At 65.4% G+C, this 14,192-nt stretch carries 13 protein-coding genes; 6 read left to right on the top strand and 7 right to left on the bottom strand.

Translation table 11 applies throughout. The features are described 5' to 3' along the window. The first annotated feature begins 92 nt into the window (after window positions 1–92). Together CXQ81_RS21575 and CXQ81_RS21570 are read left to right on the top strand one after the other, a co-directional pair. The gene (locus CXQ81_RS21575; RefSeq protein WP_101338502.1) at window positions 93–2,450 is read left to right on the top strand and encodes a fimbria/pilus outer membrane usher protein; all 2,358 of its coding nucleotides are present in this window, start codon (window positions 93–95) and stop codon (window positions 2,448–2,450) included. Window positions 2,451–2,482: 32 nt separating this feature from the next. Then, window positions 2,483–3,472, top strand: coding sequence for a spore coat U domain-containing protein (locus CXQ81_RS21570; RefSeq protein ID WP_007923592.1), 990 nt, complete (start codon window positions 2,483–2,485; stop codon window positions 3,470–3,472). Window positions 3,473–3,680: 208 nt separating this feature from the next. On the opposite strand, the gene CXQ81_RS21565 is transcribed toward CXQ81_RS21570, so the two are convergent. Both CXQ81_RS21565 and CXQ81_RS21560 read right to left on the bottom strand, forming a co-directional pair. Beyond that, entirely contained in the window at window positions 3,681–4,433 is a 753-nt protein-coding gene (locus CXQ81_RS21565; protein WP_101338501.1) for an anti-sigma factor, read from the bottom strand. After that, window positions 4,430–4,936 carry an RNA polymerase sigma factor gene (locus tag CXQ81_RS21560; RefSeq protein WP_007929687.1) on the bottom strand — a complete coding sequence of 169 codons (507 nt, stop codon included), beginning with the start codon at window positions 4,934–4,936 and terminating at the stop codon, window positions 4,430–4,432. Before CXQ81_RS21560 ends, CXQ81_RS21565 begins: the two co-directional genes overlap by 4 nt. A 177-nt stretch (window positions 4,937–5,113) precedes the next feature. Between CXQ81_RS21560 and CXQ81_RS21555 the strand changes: the two genes are divergently transcribed. Both CXQ81_RS21555 and CXQ81_RS21550 read left to right on the top strand, forming a co-directional pair. Beyond that, complete coding sequence (locus CXQ81_RS21555; RefSeq protein WP_101338500.1) at window positions 5,114–6,199, top strand: catalase family peroxidase; 1,086 nt, start codon at window positions 5,114–5,116, stop codon at window positions 6,197–6,199. Then, on the top strand, window positions 6,196–6,735 hold the full coding sequence (locus CXQ81_RS21550) for a cytochrome b (protein WP_101338499.1): 540 nt from the start codon (window positions 6,196–6,198) through the stop codon (window positions 6,733–6,735). The genes CXQ81_RS21555 and CXQ81_RS21550 overlap by 4 nt, the downstream gene beginning before the upstream one ends. Window positions 6,736–6,778: 43 nt before the next feature. On the opposite strand, the gene CXQ81_RS21545 is transcribed toward CXQ81_RS21550, so the two are convergent. Then, window positions 6,779–7,990 (bottom strand): MFS transporter, encoded by a 1,212-nt coding sequence (locus CXQ81_RS21545; RefSeq protein WP_101338498.1) that lies wholly within the window; start codon window positions 7,988–7,990, stop codon window positions 6,779–6,781. Between the two features lie 97 nt (window positions 7,991–8,087). On the opposite strand from CXQ81_RS21545, the gene CXQ81_RS21540 reads away from it, so the two are divergent. Then, window positions 8,088–8,534: a helix-turn-helix domain-containing protein gene (locus CXQ81_RS21540; protein WP_053261870.1), complete on the top strand. Its 447-nt coding sequence runs from the start codon at window positions 8,088–8,090 to the stop codon at window positions 8,532–8,534. 39 nt (window positions 8,535–8,573) lie between these two features. Here CXQ81_RS21540 and CXQ81_RS21535 read toward each other — a convergent pair whose 3' ends face one another. Next, the gene (locus tag CXQ81_RS21535; RefSeq protein ID WP_101338497.1) at window positions 8,574–9,725 is read right to left on the bottom strand and encodes a M14-type cytosolic carboxypeptidase; all 1,152 of its coding nucleotides are present in this window, start codon (window positions 9,723–9,725) and stop codon (window positions 8,574–8,576) included. Window positions 9,726–10,234: 509 nt separating this feature from the next. Continuing rightward, the gene (locus CXQ81_RS21525; protein ID WP_007929666.1) at window positions 10,235–10,576 is read right to left on the bottom strand and encodes a DUF6124 family protein; all 342 of its coding nucleotides are present in this window, start codon (window positions 10,574–10,576) and stop codon (window positions 10,235–10,237) included. A 131-nt stretch (window positions 10,577–10,707) separates the two neighbouring features. On the opposite strand from CXQ81_RS21525, the gene CXQ81_RS21520 reads away from it, so the two are divergent. Beyond that, window positions 10,708–11,373, top strand: a complete 666-nt coding sequence (locus CXQ81_RS21520) for a LexA family transcriptional regulator (RefSeq protein ID WP_087091641.1) — start codon at window positions 10,708–10,710, stop codon at window positions 11,371–11,373. Between the two features lie 56 nt (window positions 11,374–11,429). Here CXQ81_RS21520 and CXQ81_RS21515 read toward each other — a convergent pair whose 3' ends face one another. Continuing rightward, window positions 11,430–13,376 (bottom strand): acetyl/propionyl/methylcrotonyl-CoA carboxylase subunit alpha, encoded by a 1,947-nt coding sequence (locus tag CXQ81_RS21515; protein WP_101338496.1) that lies wholly within the window; start codon window positions 13,374–13,376, stop codon window positions 11,430–11,432. Next, window positions 13,376–14,191: a gamma-carboxygeranoyl-CoA hydratase gene (locus CXQ81_RS21510; protein ID WP_101338495.1), complete on the bottom strand. Its 816-nt coding sequence runs from the start codon at window positions 14,189–14,191 to the stop codon at window positions 13,376–13,378. Before CXQ81_RS21510 ends, CXQ81_RS21515 begins: the two co-directional genes overlap by 1 nt. Window position 14,192: the final 1 nt, after the last annotated feature.

Raw genomic sequence — 14,192 nt, 5'->3', positions numbered from 1 at the left:
GCTGTCCGGCGATCGGCGATTCAGGCTGACCGGTAGCGGCAGTCACTGCAAGCCATGGAAGAAAGGTGTCCATCGATGGGCGTAACGCTTCAATGAACCTCGGCGCGGCTCGTCGTTTCTGGCGCCCGGGGTGGGCGGTGAGCGGGCTGTGTTGCTGGGTGTTCGCCTCCGGCAGCCTGGGTGGCGAACTGCCGCCGCCGCCCAGCGGCATGGAAGCGATCAGCGATGCCCAACTGTTTCTGGAACTGGTGGTCAATCAGATGAATACCGGGCGAGTGATCGCCGTCGAGCAACGTGCCGGACGCCTGTTCGTACCGGCCCAGGCCCTGCGGGAAAGCGGGATGAAATTGCCCGAAGGGCTCGACGCCCAGGTCGCCCTCGACAGCCTGCAAGGGCTGCACAGCGACTACGACAGCCAGGGCCAGCGGCTGTTGCTGGAGGTGCCGCCGGACTGGCTGCCGGAGCAATTGATCGGCAGCCGCCAGGCCTATCCACGAACCCCGGCGCTGAGCAGTTTCGGCGCCTTGCTCAATTACGATCTGTACCTCAACGACACCGACGATGCCGGCACTTACCTGGCGGCCTGGAACGAGGTGCGGCTGTTCGACGGCTGGGGCACCCTGTCCAACACCGGCCAGTACCGGCGGACCTTTTCCGGCCTGGGCGAGGGCGTGCTGAACAATGGCTACCGGCGCTATGACACCACCTGGCGTTACTCCGACGACGAGCGGTTGCTGACCTACGAGGCCGGCGACCTGGTCAGTGGCGCCTTGCCCTGGAGCAACTCGGTGCGCCTGGGCGGTGTGCAACTGTCGCGCGATTTTGCCGTGCGCCCGGACCTGGTGACCTACCCCTTGCCGCAGTTCGCCGGGGAGGCGGCGGTGCCGTCCTCGGTGGACCTGTTTATCAACGGCTACAAGTCCAGCAGCGCCGACCTGCAGCCGGGGCCCTACACCCTGACCAATATCCCGTTCATCAACGGTGCCGGCGAAGCCGTGGTGGTGACCACCGATGCCCTGGGGCGACAGGTGTCCACCACCGTGCCGTTCTATGTCACCAGCAGCCTGCTGCAAAAAGGCCTGAGCGATTTCTCGGTGGCCGCCGGGACCCTGCGCCGCGACTACACGCTGCGGGATTTCAGCTACGGCCCCGGCGTCACTTCCGGCAGCCTGCGCTACGGCCTGAGCGACAACCTGACCCTGGAAGGCCACGCCGAGGCGGCGCAGTCCCTGACCCTCGGCGGTTTCGGTGGCAACCTGCGCCTGGGCAATTTCGGTGTGCTCAACAGCGCCATCAGCCAGAGCCGCTTCGACGGCCAGGGTGGGCAGCAGGTCAGTCTCGGTTATCAGTACAGCAGCCGGCGCTACAGCCTGTCCTACCAGCGCATGCAGCGCCGCGACGGCTACGCCGACCTGACGGTGGTGGACAGCCCCTACGCCAGCCTCAGCCAGCGCAGTGAGCAACTGACCCTGAGCCTCAACCTCGAGCGCTACGGCAGCCTCGGTGTTGGCTATTTCGATGTGCGCGCCACGGACGATTCGCGCACCCGCCTGCTCAACCTGACCTGGAGCAAGCCGCTGTGGCGCAGCAGCAGTTTCTACCTGTCGGCCAACCGCGAGATCGGCGACAGCAACTGGGCGGTCCAGGCCCAGCTGGTGATTCCGTTCGACCTTCACGGCAGCCTGAGCCTGAGCAGCGAGCGCAGCAAGGACGGGCAGGACCGACAGCGGGTCAACTACAGCCGGGCGGTGCCCAGCGAAGGTGGTGTCGGCTTCAATCTCGGTTATGCCCAGGGCGATGCGCCGGCCTACCGCCAGGCCGACCTGACCTGGCGTTTGCAGTCGGTGCAATTGCAGGCCGGGGTCTATGGTTCCAGCGAGGCCGAAACCCGTTGGGCCGATGCCAGTGGTTCGCTGGTGTGGATGGACCATCAGGTGTTCGCCGCCAACCGCATCGACGACGCTTTCGTGGTGGTCAGCACCGACGGCTACCGGGATATTCCGGTGCGCTATGAAAACCAGCTGGTGGGACGCACCGATAAGAACGGCCATCTGTTGGTGCCCTGGAGCAGCGCCTATTACCGCGGCAAATACGAGATCGACCCGCTGAACCTGCCGGCCAACGTGCAGAGCCCGCTGGTCGAACAGCGGGTCGCGGTGCGTCGCGGCAGTGGCTACCTGGTGGCGTTCCCCTTGACCCGCATCGTCGCCGCCAGCGTGGTCCTGGTGGACGCCCGGCACCAGGAGCTGCCCCTGGGCAGCCTGGTGACCCACGAGCAGAGCGGCGCCCAGGCAGTGGTGGGTTGGGATGGCCTGGTGTACCTGGAAAACCTGGCGCCGAACAACAGCCTGCGGGTCAGCCTGGCCGACGGCAGCAGTTGCCAGGTGAGCTTTACCCTGGAGCCGGAGCAGGAACAGGTGCCGTTGATCGGGCCTTTGCTGTGCCAGTGAGGATTCATGAACGGAATCGGGAGGCGGTGAACATGGACAGGTTGTGTCGCTATTGGGGCCAGGGGCTGTTGCTGATGGCGCTGCTGTCGCCGGGGGCGGCCCAGGCCCTGTGTTCGGTGGTCAGTACCTCGCCGGCGAGTTTCGGCACCCTCAGCTCGATCCTGGTGCGCACCACCTCGCAGTCCGCTTCCAGCACCAACGCCGGCCTGGCCTGTACCGGCTCGTTGGCGACCCTGATGGCCAGCAACGACCATTTCTACGCCACCATCACCTCCTCGCAGAGCGGGCTGTTGGGCCCCACCGGCGATGTCATCGGCTATACCATCTACGGCGACAACAGCACCAACTACCCCATCAACCGTGGCGTGCAGTTCGACTTCGCGCGCAACTCCATCGTCGATGCCCTGGGGCTGCTGGGCAGCCCGACCGTGGCCAAGGCCATTCCGGTCTACCTGGGTAGCATCACCGGCAGCAACGTCGCCGCCGGCATCTACACCGAGACCCTGAGCATCGCCTGGAGCTGGAACTACTGCGCGGGGATCGGTGTGCTGGGCGCATGCCTGGGGCGCGATATCGGCAGCGGCGTCGCCAGCCTGACGGTCAACCTGACGGTGGCCAACGACTGCGTGATCACCGCGCCCAATATCAGTTTCGGCAGTGCGCCGGTGATCAGCGCCTTCGCCACCGTCAGCGGGCAGACCATCAACCTCGCCTGTACCAAGGGCAGTGCCTACACCGTGGGCCTGGACGATGGCCAGCATGCCGTCAGCGTCGGCGGGCGGCGGCGGATGATCTCGGGGAGCAATTACCTGGCCTACGACATCTTCAAGAGTGCCGGCACCACCCGCTGGGGCAGCGTGGGCGCGGCACGGCGGGCCAGTTCCGATGCCGAGGTGAACCCGGGCAACGGCCTGGGCACCGGCAGCCAGGTGTTCAACTACAACGCCCGGATCTACACCGACCAGGCCACGCCGCCGGCGGGGACCTATATCGACAATGTGGTGCTGGATGTGGGGTTTTAAGGGAGGAGGGACCCTATTGCGCTAGTCGCAAGTGTTTGTGGCGTGGCGCAGATCCTGCGGCTGCTTCGCTGCCGATCGCAGCCTACGGCAGCGGCTACAGGAGGGGTAACGGCGTTCGGGAGAGGTGTAGCCGCTGCCGAAGGCTGCGATAGGTCCGAAGGACCTTTGGCGGTTTCAAGGCTGGCCCACGGGGTGCGGGTACTGTGGCTCAAAATTTCTGGGTGTCCTGCAGCCGCTGCGCCACCGCCGAACCACTGGGGCTGACCATGGCGTAGTTGTAGCCGCTGTCGGACCAGTAGTCGGCCTGCAGTTCGCCATCGCTGCGGCTGCCCCGGGGCAGCAGGTAGTTTTTCGGTCCCGGCGGGCGGATATAGAAGCTGATCTTGTGCCCGCCCTGGTCCTCGTACAGCACCATCGCCGCCGGTCCTTGATCGGTGCTCAGCAGGCGCCCGCTGACCGCCTGGAACCCGGATTCGCGCAGGTCCGGCAGGCGCTCGGCCTGGGTGAAGTAACGGTCGAGCCAGGCCTGCATGGCGCCATTGCCCTGGACCTTGAGGTCGGCCGGGAGGACGCCTTGCTGGGCAAACAGGCGGTAGGCCTGCAGGGCGTCGGTCATTGGCAGCGGGGCGCTGGCCAGGGTCATTTCCCGCGCCTGCCAGCCACTCAGGCCGCCGATGCCGAGGGCGATCAACAGCAGCGCGGCACTGGCCAGCTGGCGGCGCGACTGGCGCTTGAGGCGCTGGCGAATCAGCGCCGGGTCGAGGTCGGGGTTGGCCGGTTGTTGCAGGGCGCCGCCGAGGGCCGCGCGCAACTGCTGGGCGTCCTGTTGCCAGGCCTGGACCTGGGCGGCGAGCTGCGGGTGGCTGCTCAGGTAGGTTTCCAGCAGGCGCCGGTCACTCTCGTTGAGCCGATGATCGACATAGGCGTGCAGGTCGCGTTCGCTGGGGGGCAGGCTGATCATTTGAGTATCCGCAAAGAAGGGCTGCTGATTTCGCCGTCGCTGAGCTGGCGCAGGGCCTGGCGCGCCCGGGACAGGCGAGACATCACGGTGCCGGTGGGCACCTCGAGGATGGTGGCGACTTCCTTGTAGCTCAGGCCTTCCACCGAGACCCAGAGCAGCAGCGCGCGCTGCTCGGCGGGCAGGCGGTCGAAGGCTTCCAGGGTCGATTGCGCGACCACGCTGCGTTCCACCGAAGGCTGGGCGTCGTCACGCCCGGTGAAGAATTCCAGCATGCGCGCATAACGCCGTGAGCGGCGGTGCGCGTCGAGAAACTGCCGGTAGAGGATGGCGAACAGCCAGGCCCGCAGATCGCCCTCGGGGCGTTTTTCGCTCCAACTCGACAGCGCCCGTTCCAGGCTCGCCTGCACCAGGTCGTCGGCGCTGCTGGGCTGACGGCTCAGGGACAGGGCGAAGCGCCGTAGCCGGGGGATGATTTCACGCAGCTGTTCGTCGATATCGTTCATGGGTTCCTGCGGGTCGTTGGCCAGTCGCTACGCTTGCAACAGCACACTTGCGCCAGACGCCCGGCAACGCAGGTTATTCCCGTGCCGGAAAAATAAATAGCGGGCCAGGGAATAACCGCTGCCGGGGTTCGTCTGACCTGTCCTTTCCACCTGTGGCCCGCGGCCCTGGAGATATTCATGGTAGATCGCCCATCACCCCCTGATCGTCCGCCCTTGAGCGCGGCCAGCCTGAGCCTGCGTCTGGCCGGGATCGCCCTGGTGGTCGCGGCCCTGGCCGGCGCCATGGCTTATGTAAACGGCACTTTCGATCCGCAGCGCCTGACCCCCAAGGCCCTGGTGGATGTGCTGGAGAAAAACAACGGCGTGCATCCGGGCTTTCGTCGCAACCACGCCAAGGGCGTGTGCGTGGCCGGTTATTTCGAGAGCAGCGGCGAGGCCCGCAGTTATTCCAGCGCCCAGGTGTTCAACGAAGCGCGGACCCCGGTGGTCGGGCGTTTCGCCTTGCCCCCCGGCAACCCCTATGCGCCTGACGGCAGCGTGCCGATCCGCAGCCTGGCCCTGCGTTTCACCCAGGCCAACGGTCAGCAGTGGCGCACCGGGATGAACAGCATGCCGGTGTTCCCGGTGGGCACCCCCGAGGCGTTTTACCAGTTGCAGCAAGCCAGTTCGCCCGACCCGGCGACCGGCAAGCCGAACCCGGCCAGCGTGCCGGCGTTTTTCGCCGCCCACCCCGAAGCCATGCCGTTCCTGCAATGGATCAAGGGCGCCAAGCCCTCGGCCAGCTATGCCACCGAGACCTACAACGGCATCAACGCGTTTTACCTGGTGAGCGCCAGCGGGCAACGCCAGGCCGTGCGCTGGGGGGTGGTGCCGCTGACCCAGGACGCACCCGGCGCGATAGCGCCAGAGGGTAACGACTTCCTGGAAAAAGACCTGGTGCAGCGCCTGGCCGCGGGGCCGTTGCGCTGGCGCTTGAACATCACCCTGGCCAACCCGGGCGACCCGACCGACGACGCCAGCAAGGCCTGGCCCAGCGAGCGCAAGGTGCTGAATGCCGGGACCCTGGTGCTGGAGCGCAGCCAACCGCAGAACGATGGTGAATGCCGCGACATCAACTACGACCCGCTGGTGCTGCCGAGCGGCATTGTCGCCTCCGACGACCCGCTGCTGGCGGCCCGTTCGGCGGCCTATGCCAGTTCCTATCTACGCCGCACCAGTGAAGTCGGCCAATTGCCCCGCGCTGCCCAGGAGTCCCGCCCATGAGCGCCCAACCGAACCACTTCGCGCCACTGGCGCGCCTGCTGCACTGGCTGATGGCGCTGATGATCATTGCCATGCTGTTTATCGGCGCCGGCATGGTGGCCTCGGTGTCCGAGCGTCACCAATGGCTGATCCACCTGCACAAGCCGCTGGGCATTGCCATTCTGGTGCTGGTGATCGTGCGTCTGGTCGTGCGCTTTTCCACCCGGCAACCGCCCTTGCCGGCGGACCTGCCGGGCTGGCAGGCGGTGGCGGCCAAGGCCTCCCATGTGCTGCTGTACGTGCTGATGCTGATCCTGCCGCTGCTGGGCTGGGCGATGCTTTCGGCGGCGGGCGACCCGGTGATGCTCGGCAGTTCGCTGCAGTTGCCGGCGATCCTGCCGGCCAATGCCCAGCTGTTCGCCTTGCTGCGCAAGGCTCACGGCTTTCTCGCCTACCTGCTGTTTTTGACGGTGCTGCTGCATCTGGCGGCGGCGCTGTTCCATGGCTGGGTGCGCCGCGACGGGGTGTTGGAGAGCATGCTGCGCGGCAAGGAGTGAGGGTGGGGGCGGTGCGGTCGAGAAGGACCGCACGGGCCCCGTCTCAACCGGCACATACCAGGGCTTTGCGCGGGTTCAGGCTCCACAGCCAGTACAGCAGCGCCACGCCATTGATCGCGGCGCCCAGCAGGCACACCCCGGTCCAGCCCGCCCAGGCGTACATGGCGGTGGCGCCGATCGAGCCGCTGGCGCTGCCGATCGAATAGAACAGCATGTAGCCCGCGGCCAGGCGGCTCTGGGCCTCGGGGCGGGTGCTGTAGATCAGGCTCTGGCTGGTGACATGCACCGCCTGCAAGCCCAGGTCGAAGACGATCACCCCCAGCAGCAGGGCCCAGAGCGACGACTGGGTATAGGCGATGGGTAACCAGGAGGCCAGCATCAGGCTCAGTGCCAGGCCGCTGGTCCACTGGCCCAGGCCACGGTCGGCCAGGCGTCCGGCGCGCGAAGCACCCAGGGCCCCGGCCGCGCCGGCGAGGCCGAACAGACCGATCTCGGTATGGGACAACGACAGCGGCGGGGCGCTCAGGGGCAGCACCAGCGGGGTCCACAACACGGTGCCGGCGCCGAAGATCAGCATCGCCAGCACCGCCCGATCGCGCAGGATTTTTTCTTCGCGAAACAGACCGAACAGCGAGCGGATCAGCTGGCTGTAGCCGTGCAGCGCCGCCGGTTGCTCGACCTTGGGCAGTACCCGCCACAACAGCAGCGCCATGACCAGGGTCAGCCCGGCCGACAGCAGGTACACCGAACGCCAGCCGGCCAGGTCGGCCATGGTGCCCGATACCGTGCGCGCCAGCAGGATTCCGAGCACGATGCCGCTGGTCACGCTGCCCACCACCCGGCCACGTTCGCCCGGCGCGGCCAGGTTGGCGGCATAGGCCACCAGCACCTGGGTCACCACCGCGAGCAGCCCGGTCAGGGTCATGCCCAGCAACAGCCAGGTGCTGTCCGCGGCCAGCGCCACCATCAACAGGGCCGCGACCGACAAGCTCGTCTGGCCGACGATCAGCCGCCGCCGGTTCAGCAGATCGCCCAGCGGCACCAGGAACAGCAGGCCGAGGCCGTAGCCAACCTGGGTCAGGGTGATGACCAGGCCGATGGTCGCCGGCGGCATGCCCAGGCTGTGGGCCATGGCATCGAGCAGGGGTTGGGCGTAATAGACATTGCCCACCGCCAGCCCGCAGGCAATGGCAAAGAGCAGCACCACCGACGCCGGAATGGTGGCGGATGGCAGAGGGGCAATTGCGGCTGTCATGCTCGGCTCCGTGAGTTATGGTTGCGTTATGAAACCAGTTGTACGGTAGAGAGGCTGGTTTTATATTGCAACCACTTTCCTGTCGCGAGTCTGCATCATGGTCAAACGCACAAGCCTGGAGGGCGCCGAATGCCCGGTGGCCCGTTCCCTGGACGCTATTGGCGACTGGTGGTCGCTGCTGATCATTCGCGATGCCTTCGACGGTATCCGCCGCTTCAGCGAGTTCCAGCGCAACCTGGGGATGGCCAAGAACATCCTCGCCGCCCGCCTGCGCACCCTGGTGGCCCATGGCATCTTCGAGGTGCTACCGGCGTCGGATGGCAGTGCCTATCAGGAGTATGTGCTGACGCAGAAGGGCAACGGCCTGTTCAACCTGATCATCGGTCTGCGGCAGTGGGGCGAGGCGTATTTCTATGAGGCGGGGGAGGCGCATTCGCTGATGGTCGACCGCGAGCAGGGGCAGCCGCTGCGACCGCTGGAATTGCGCTCGGCGGACGGGCGCCTGCTCGGGCCCGAGGATTGCCGGCGGGTGCCGGTGCAATAGGCACTGGCCGCGGTTCGAGCCGCGGCCAGCACAGCAGGATCAGCGCAGGATGCCGACCATGTCGGCCACGGTGCTGAGGACGTCCTTGCCCAGCTGCATCGAGCGTTTGCCCGACCAGCCGGTGAGCGGGTTGGGGTTGTCGTCGTGGTCCTTGAACGGCATTTCCAGGGTCAGCGACAGGCAGTCGAACTTCTCGCCGACGCTGTTGCAGGCCAGGGTCATGTTGGCTTCGCCGGGTTTGTCCCTGGTGTAGCCGTGGGTGGTCTGGAAGTCCCGGGTCTTGTGTTTCAGGTGGCTGCGGAAATGCTCCTCGAGCTTGGCCAGGCGCGGCGTGTAGCCCGGGTTGCCTTCGCAGCCGGCGGTGAACACATGGGGGATTTCTTCGTCGCCGTGCACGTCGAGGAACAGGTCGACACCGTACTGCTCCATCTGCTGCTGGACGAACAGCACTTCCGGGCTGAGCTCCTGGCTGGCGCTCTGCCAGGCGCGGTTCAGGTCCTGGCCCATGGCATTGGTGCGCAAATGACCGTGGAAAGCGCCGTCGGGGTTCATGTTCGGCACCAGGTACAGGTCGGCGCTGGCCAGCAGCCTGTTCAGCTCGGCATCGTCACGGTGCTGCAGGCGCTCGATCACGCCCTCCATGAACCATTCGGCCATGTGCTCGCCAGGGTGCTGCTGGGCGATGATCCAGACCTTGCGCCGGCCTTCGTCGCCGTTGCCTTTGCGCAGCAGCTGGATGTCACGACCCTCGACGCTTTTGCCGGTGGCCAGCAGTTCGGCGCCGGCCTTGGTCAGTGCCTGATCGATCAGCCAGTCGTGCCGACCGCGGCTGTAGGGTTCGAAGTAGGCGAACCAGGCGTGGGTCTGGGTGGCTTCCAGGCAGAAGCGCAGGGTGTCGCCTTCAAAAATCGTCGGCACGCGGAACCAGTTGACGTGATCGTAGGAGGCCACCGCCTGATAGCCGCTCCAGGCCTTGTTGTACGAGGATTTGCTGGCATTGCTCAGGCGGAACCAGTGTTCCTGGCCGACATGCAGGCCGCTGGCCTTGAAGTGGAACCACTGGAAATGCGCGCTGCGGGTGTCGGGCTTGATGGCCAGCAGGACTTGCGAGGGGTTGCTGGCATCCAGTACTTCGATATTGCCGCTGTCGAAATTGGCAGAGATTTGAAACGAGCTTTGGGCCACGGTCATGATTCCTGAGCAGGATTTTTATGGCCGTTACTTTAGCAAGGCGGGGGAGTTACAGGGGGGCAATTTCGGCGGGAGAGGGGGGGCGTCGTCCTTGACGCGAAAGCAGCTTAGAAGCTATGCGATTGATTCTCAAGCGCTGTTTTTGCATTTGCGAGCCGTTGCGGCGGGCGTCGGCTTGCAATGAGGCATTCTTTTGCTATCATCGCCGCCAATTCAGCGGTACCCAGTCTTCATTAGCCTGAAGCCAAGCCAGAAAAACTGGCAGAAAAAAAAGACCCGGCAAAAAGCCGGGTCAAAAACCGTGATTAGCCTGATGAGGAGATAATCCAGGAGTCCGACCTAAGGTCTCTTGGGTTATCGACTGATCTCGCGACCAGTTGCTTGCAATAATAATCATTATCATTTGCAAGTCAAATGTTTTTCCCCGCCTTTTGGAAAATAATTTCCTGCCCCTGTTGCCAGCCCTGTTCATCGGCCGGATCGCCCGTGGGCGAATTCTGCCGTGGCGCTCATTCCGGGCGATGGCTGTCCAGCGAGCGATCCACCAGCGCCTTGGCCATGTCGATCATGTGCACCACGGAAAACGCCAGGTCGCGCCGGGTACCCCGCAGGTGGTCGGCGGCCTCGTAGGCACTGGCCGCGGCGCAACGCAGCAGGTCGGAAGCGTGGATCATCGCTTCCTCGCTGCTGATGCTGTGTTTGACCTCGAAGAACTTCTCGTCGATCGACGATTCTGCAATAGCCGGTTTCAAGTAGTAGTCCATGGCCCGGCGAGCGGCCTCGCTGTCCTTGAGGGCGTTGAAGCCGACATCGGTTTCCAGTTCCGGTGCATCTTTGCTGGTTGTGCTCATGAGCGGTTCCATCCTTTGACGTGGAATAAGAGGGTCTGAGGAATGGTAATACTTAATGTATTTGTGACTAGGTTTCAAATACTACAACTTGTGTGTTGAGGGCCGAAATACACAACGTATTGTTCCGCTCCATGGACAAATGGATCGAGTTGGTTAAATCCAACATGAAGGACCGCAAGGTCACACAAGAAAAGCTCGCGGAACGCCTGGGCATGTCCCAGGGCGGCATCGGCCACTGGCTGAGCAAACGGCGCCAGCCGAAGATCGAAGACATGAACCGGGTGCTGGAAGAAATCGGCCTGGGTTTTCTCGAAGTCGCGCTGGTGATCCGCGAAAAACCACAGGTGGATGACGAGGGCCAATTGCTGCTGGAAGGGCCGTCGTTGGTGCAGAAGTACAACCCGTACTTCCGCTATCCGGTCAGCGACTGGCGGGGCGTTGGCGAGGTGCGCGAGGCCGGTGGCGTGGGCTACGCCAGCGAGCGTTACGAGCTCTCTGACTACCAGGCCGAAGGCTCGGCTTTCTGGCTGGTCGTGGTGGGCGACGCGATGATTGCCCCCAGTGGCCTGAGCATCGCCCAGGACATGTTGATCCTGGTGGATCCGGCGGTGGAGGCGGTTCCCGGCAAGCTGGTGATCGTGCAATGCCCGGGCAGTACCGAAGCGATTTTCCGCAAGCTGGTGGAGGAGGGTGGGCAACGCTATCTGGTGCCGCTGAATCCGACTTACCCGAAGGTGCTTTACAGCGATGACTGTCGGATTATTGGTGTCGTGGTGCAGGCTACCGCTAAATTCTGACGTAAAAATACGATCGTTCCCGCAAGGCTGCGGGAACGATCTTCTGCCTCAGGAGCTTATTCCAGCTCCACCAGGGCACTTCCCTCACTGACCATCTCGCCTTCCTGGCAATACAGCGCCTTGACCACCCCGGCTTGCGGTGCGCGGATGCTGTGTTCCATCTTCATCGCCTCCAGGACCACCAGTTGCGCGCCGGCTTCGACACTCTGCCCGGCCTGCACCAGGACCCGCACGATGCTGCCGTTCATGGGCGCGGTCAGGCCGCCATGATGACTGTGGCTGGCCTCCACCGCGGCAATCGGGTCATAGGCCGTGACCCGGTGCATCTCGCCCTGCCACTGCAGGTACAGGCTGTCGCCCTGGCGAATCGCCCGATGCTGCTGGCGCAGCCCCTTGTGTTCGATCGACAGCTGCTCGCCGTGCAAGGCCATGGCCGCGTTGTGGGGGTCCAGCTTGATCGCCCGGTCCTGGCCCTCGCAGTCGAGGTGCAGCACGGTTTCCCGCGGCAGGCCGATGCGCAGGCCGCTGGCCTTGGCCCAGGGGGAATAGCGGTCGTCGGCGCGCGTCTGGTCCGGCTGGCTCTGGGCGAACGCCTGGGCGGCGGCTTGCCAGAACTCGTCGCTCAAGGCGCTGGCCGGTGGCAGCAACTGGTCCTGATAGCGCGGGATAAAACCGGTATCCAGCTCGGCGGCGGCGAAGGCCGGGTGGGCGATGATGCGCCGCAGGAACGCCAGGTTGGTCTTCAGCCCGCCAATGGCGAACTCGTCGAGCATGCCCAGCAGGCGCAAACGCGCCTGCTCGCGGTTTTCGCCCCAGGCGATCAGCTTGCCGAGCATCGGATCGTAGAACGGCGACACGCTGTCGCCTTGCTCGACACCGCTGTCCACCCGACGTCCAGGACCCGCCGCCGATTCGCGGTACAGCGCCAGGCGCCCGGTGGCCGGGAGGAAGTCGTTGCCCGGGTCCTCGGCGTACAGCCGCACTTCGATCGCGTGCCCGATCAGCGGCACCTGGTCCTGGGTGATCGGCAGCGCTTCGCCCTGGGCCACGCGGATTTGCCAGGCCACCAGGTCCAGCCCGGTGATGGCTTCGGTGACCGGGTGCTCCACTTGCAGGCGGGTGTTCATTTCCATGAAGAAGAATTCGCCGCGCGAATCCAGCAGGAACTCCACGGTGCCGGCGCCGACGTAACCGATGGCCTGCGCCGCGCGCACCGCGGCTTCGCCCATGGCCTTGCGCTGCTCGACGCTCAGGCCGGGGGCCGGGGCTTCTTCGACGACTTTCTGGTGGCGCCGCTGGATCGAGCAATCGCGCTCGTTGAGGTACAGACAGTTGCCGTGCTGGTCGGCGAACACCTGGATCTCCACGTGACGCGGCTTGAGCACGTACTTTTCCACCAGCATCCGCGAATCGCCGAAGGACGACTGCGCCTCACGCTGGGCCGAGGCCAGGGCTTCGGCCAGCTGGCTGACGTCCTCCACCACTTTCATGCCCTTGCCGCCACCGCCGGCGGTGGCCTTGAGCAGCACCGGGTAGCCGATGCGTTCGGCGGCGACGCGGAAGGTTTCCAGGTCCTGGGCTTCGCCGTGGTAACCGGGGACCAGGGGCACGCCAGCGGTTTCCATCAGTGCCTTGGCCGCCGATTTGCTGCCCATGGCGTCGATGGCCGACGCCGGCGGGCCGAGGAAGATCAGGCCAGCGGCTTCGATGGCGCGGGCGAAGCCGGCGTTCTCCGACAGAAAACCGTAGCCCGGGTGAATCGCCTGGGCGCCGCTGGCCTTGGCGGCGGCGATCAGTTTGTCGATCTGCAGGTAGCTGTCGGCGGCCTTGCTGCCGCCCAGGTCGATGCGCAGGTCGGCTTCGCGGCTGTGGCGGGCGTCACGGTCGGTGGCGCTGTGCACGGCCACGGTGGTCAGGCCCAGGGCCTTGGCGGTGCGCATCACGCGGCAGGCGATCTCGCCGCGGTTGGCCACCAGCAGGGTGGTCAGGACAGGGGCGCTCATTAACGCGACTCCTTGGTGATCTGGTCGGGCTGCCAGTTGGGCGAGCGCTTTTGCAGAAAGGCGCGCAGGCCTTCCTGGCCTTCGGGGCTGACGCGGATGCGGGCAATGGCGTTTTCGCAGTAACGGCGCAGGGCCGGGGTCAGGGCGCCGTTGCCGACTTCGCGCAGCAGGTCCTTGCTGGCGCGCATGGCGCACGGGCTGTTGAGCAGCAGGTTGTCGATCCACGACGCCACTTGCTGTTCCAGCTCGGCCGCCGGGTAGCTTTCCGCCAGCAGGCCGATTTCCCGGGCCCGCTGGCCGCTGAAGCGCTCGGCGGTCAGGGCATAGCGGCGCGCCGCGCGTTCGCCGATGGCTTGCACCACGAACGGGCTGATCACCGCCGGGGCCAGGCCGATGCGGACTTCCGACAGGCAGAATTGCGCATCGTCGGCTCCGATGGCCATGTCACAGCAACTGATCAGGCCCAGGGCCCCGCCAAAGGCCGCGCCTTGCACCACGGCCAGGGTCGGGATCTTCAGCTTGGCCAGGTTGTACATCAGCTCGGCCAGCTCGCGGGCGTCGTCGAGGTTGGTGTGGTAGTCGAGTTCGGCCGACTGCTGCATCCAGGCCAGGTCGGCGCCGGCGCTGAAGTGCTTGCCGCGGCCGCGCACCAGCAAAAAGCGCAGGGCCGGATCGCTTTGCACCTGATCCAGGGCGAGGATCAGCTCGCGGATCATTTCGGCGTTGAAGGCGTTGTTCTTTTCCTCACGGCTGAGCCACAGGGTGGCAAAACCACGCGGGTCCTTCAGCAGTTCCAGGGTGTTGAAGTCGTTCATG

It is taken from the genome of Pseudomonas sp. 09C 129 (genome assembly GCF_002843625.1).
In the GTDB taxonomy this organism is placed as follows: domain Bacteria; phylum Pseudomonadota; class Gammaproteobacteria; order Pseudomonadales; family Pseudomonadaceae; genus Aquipseudomonas; species Aquipseudomonas chlororaphis.
Note: the sequence above shows the minus strand (reverse complement) of the source record. Positions and strands in the feature narration are given on the sequence as shown.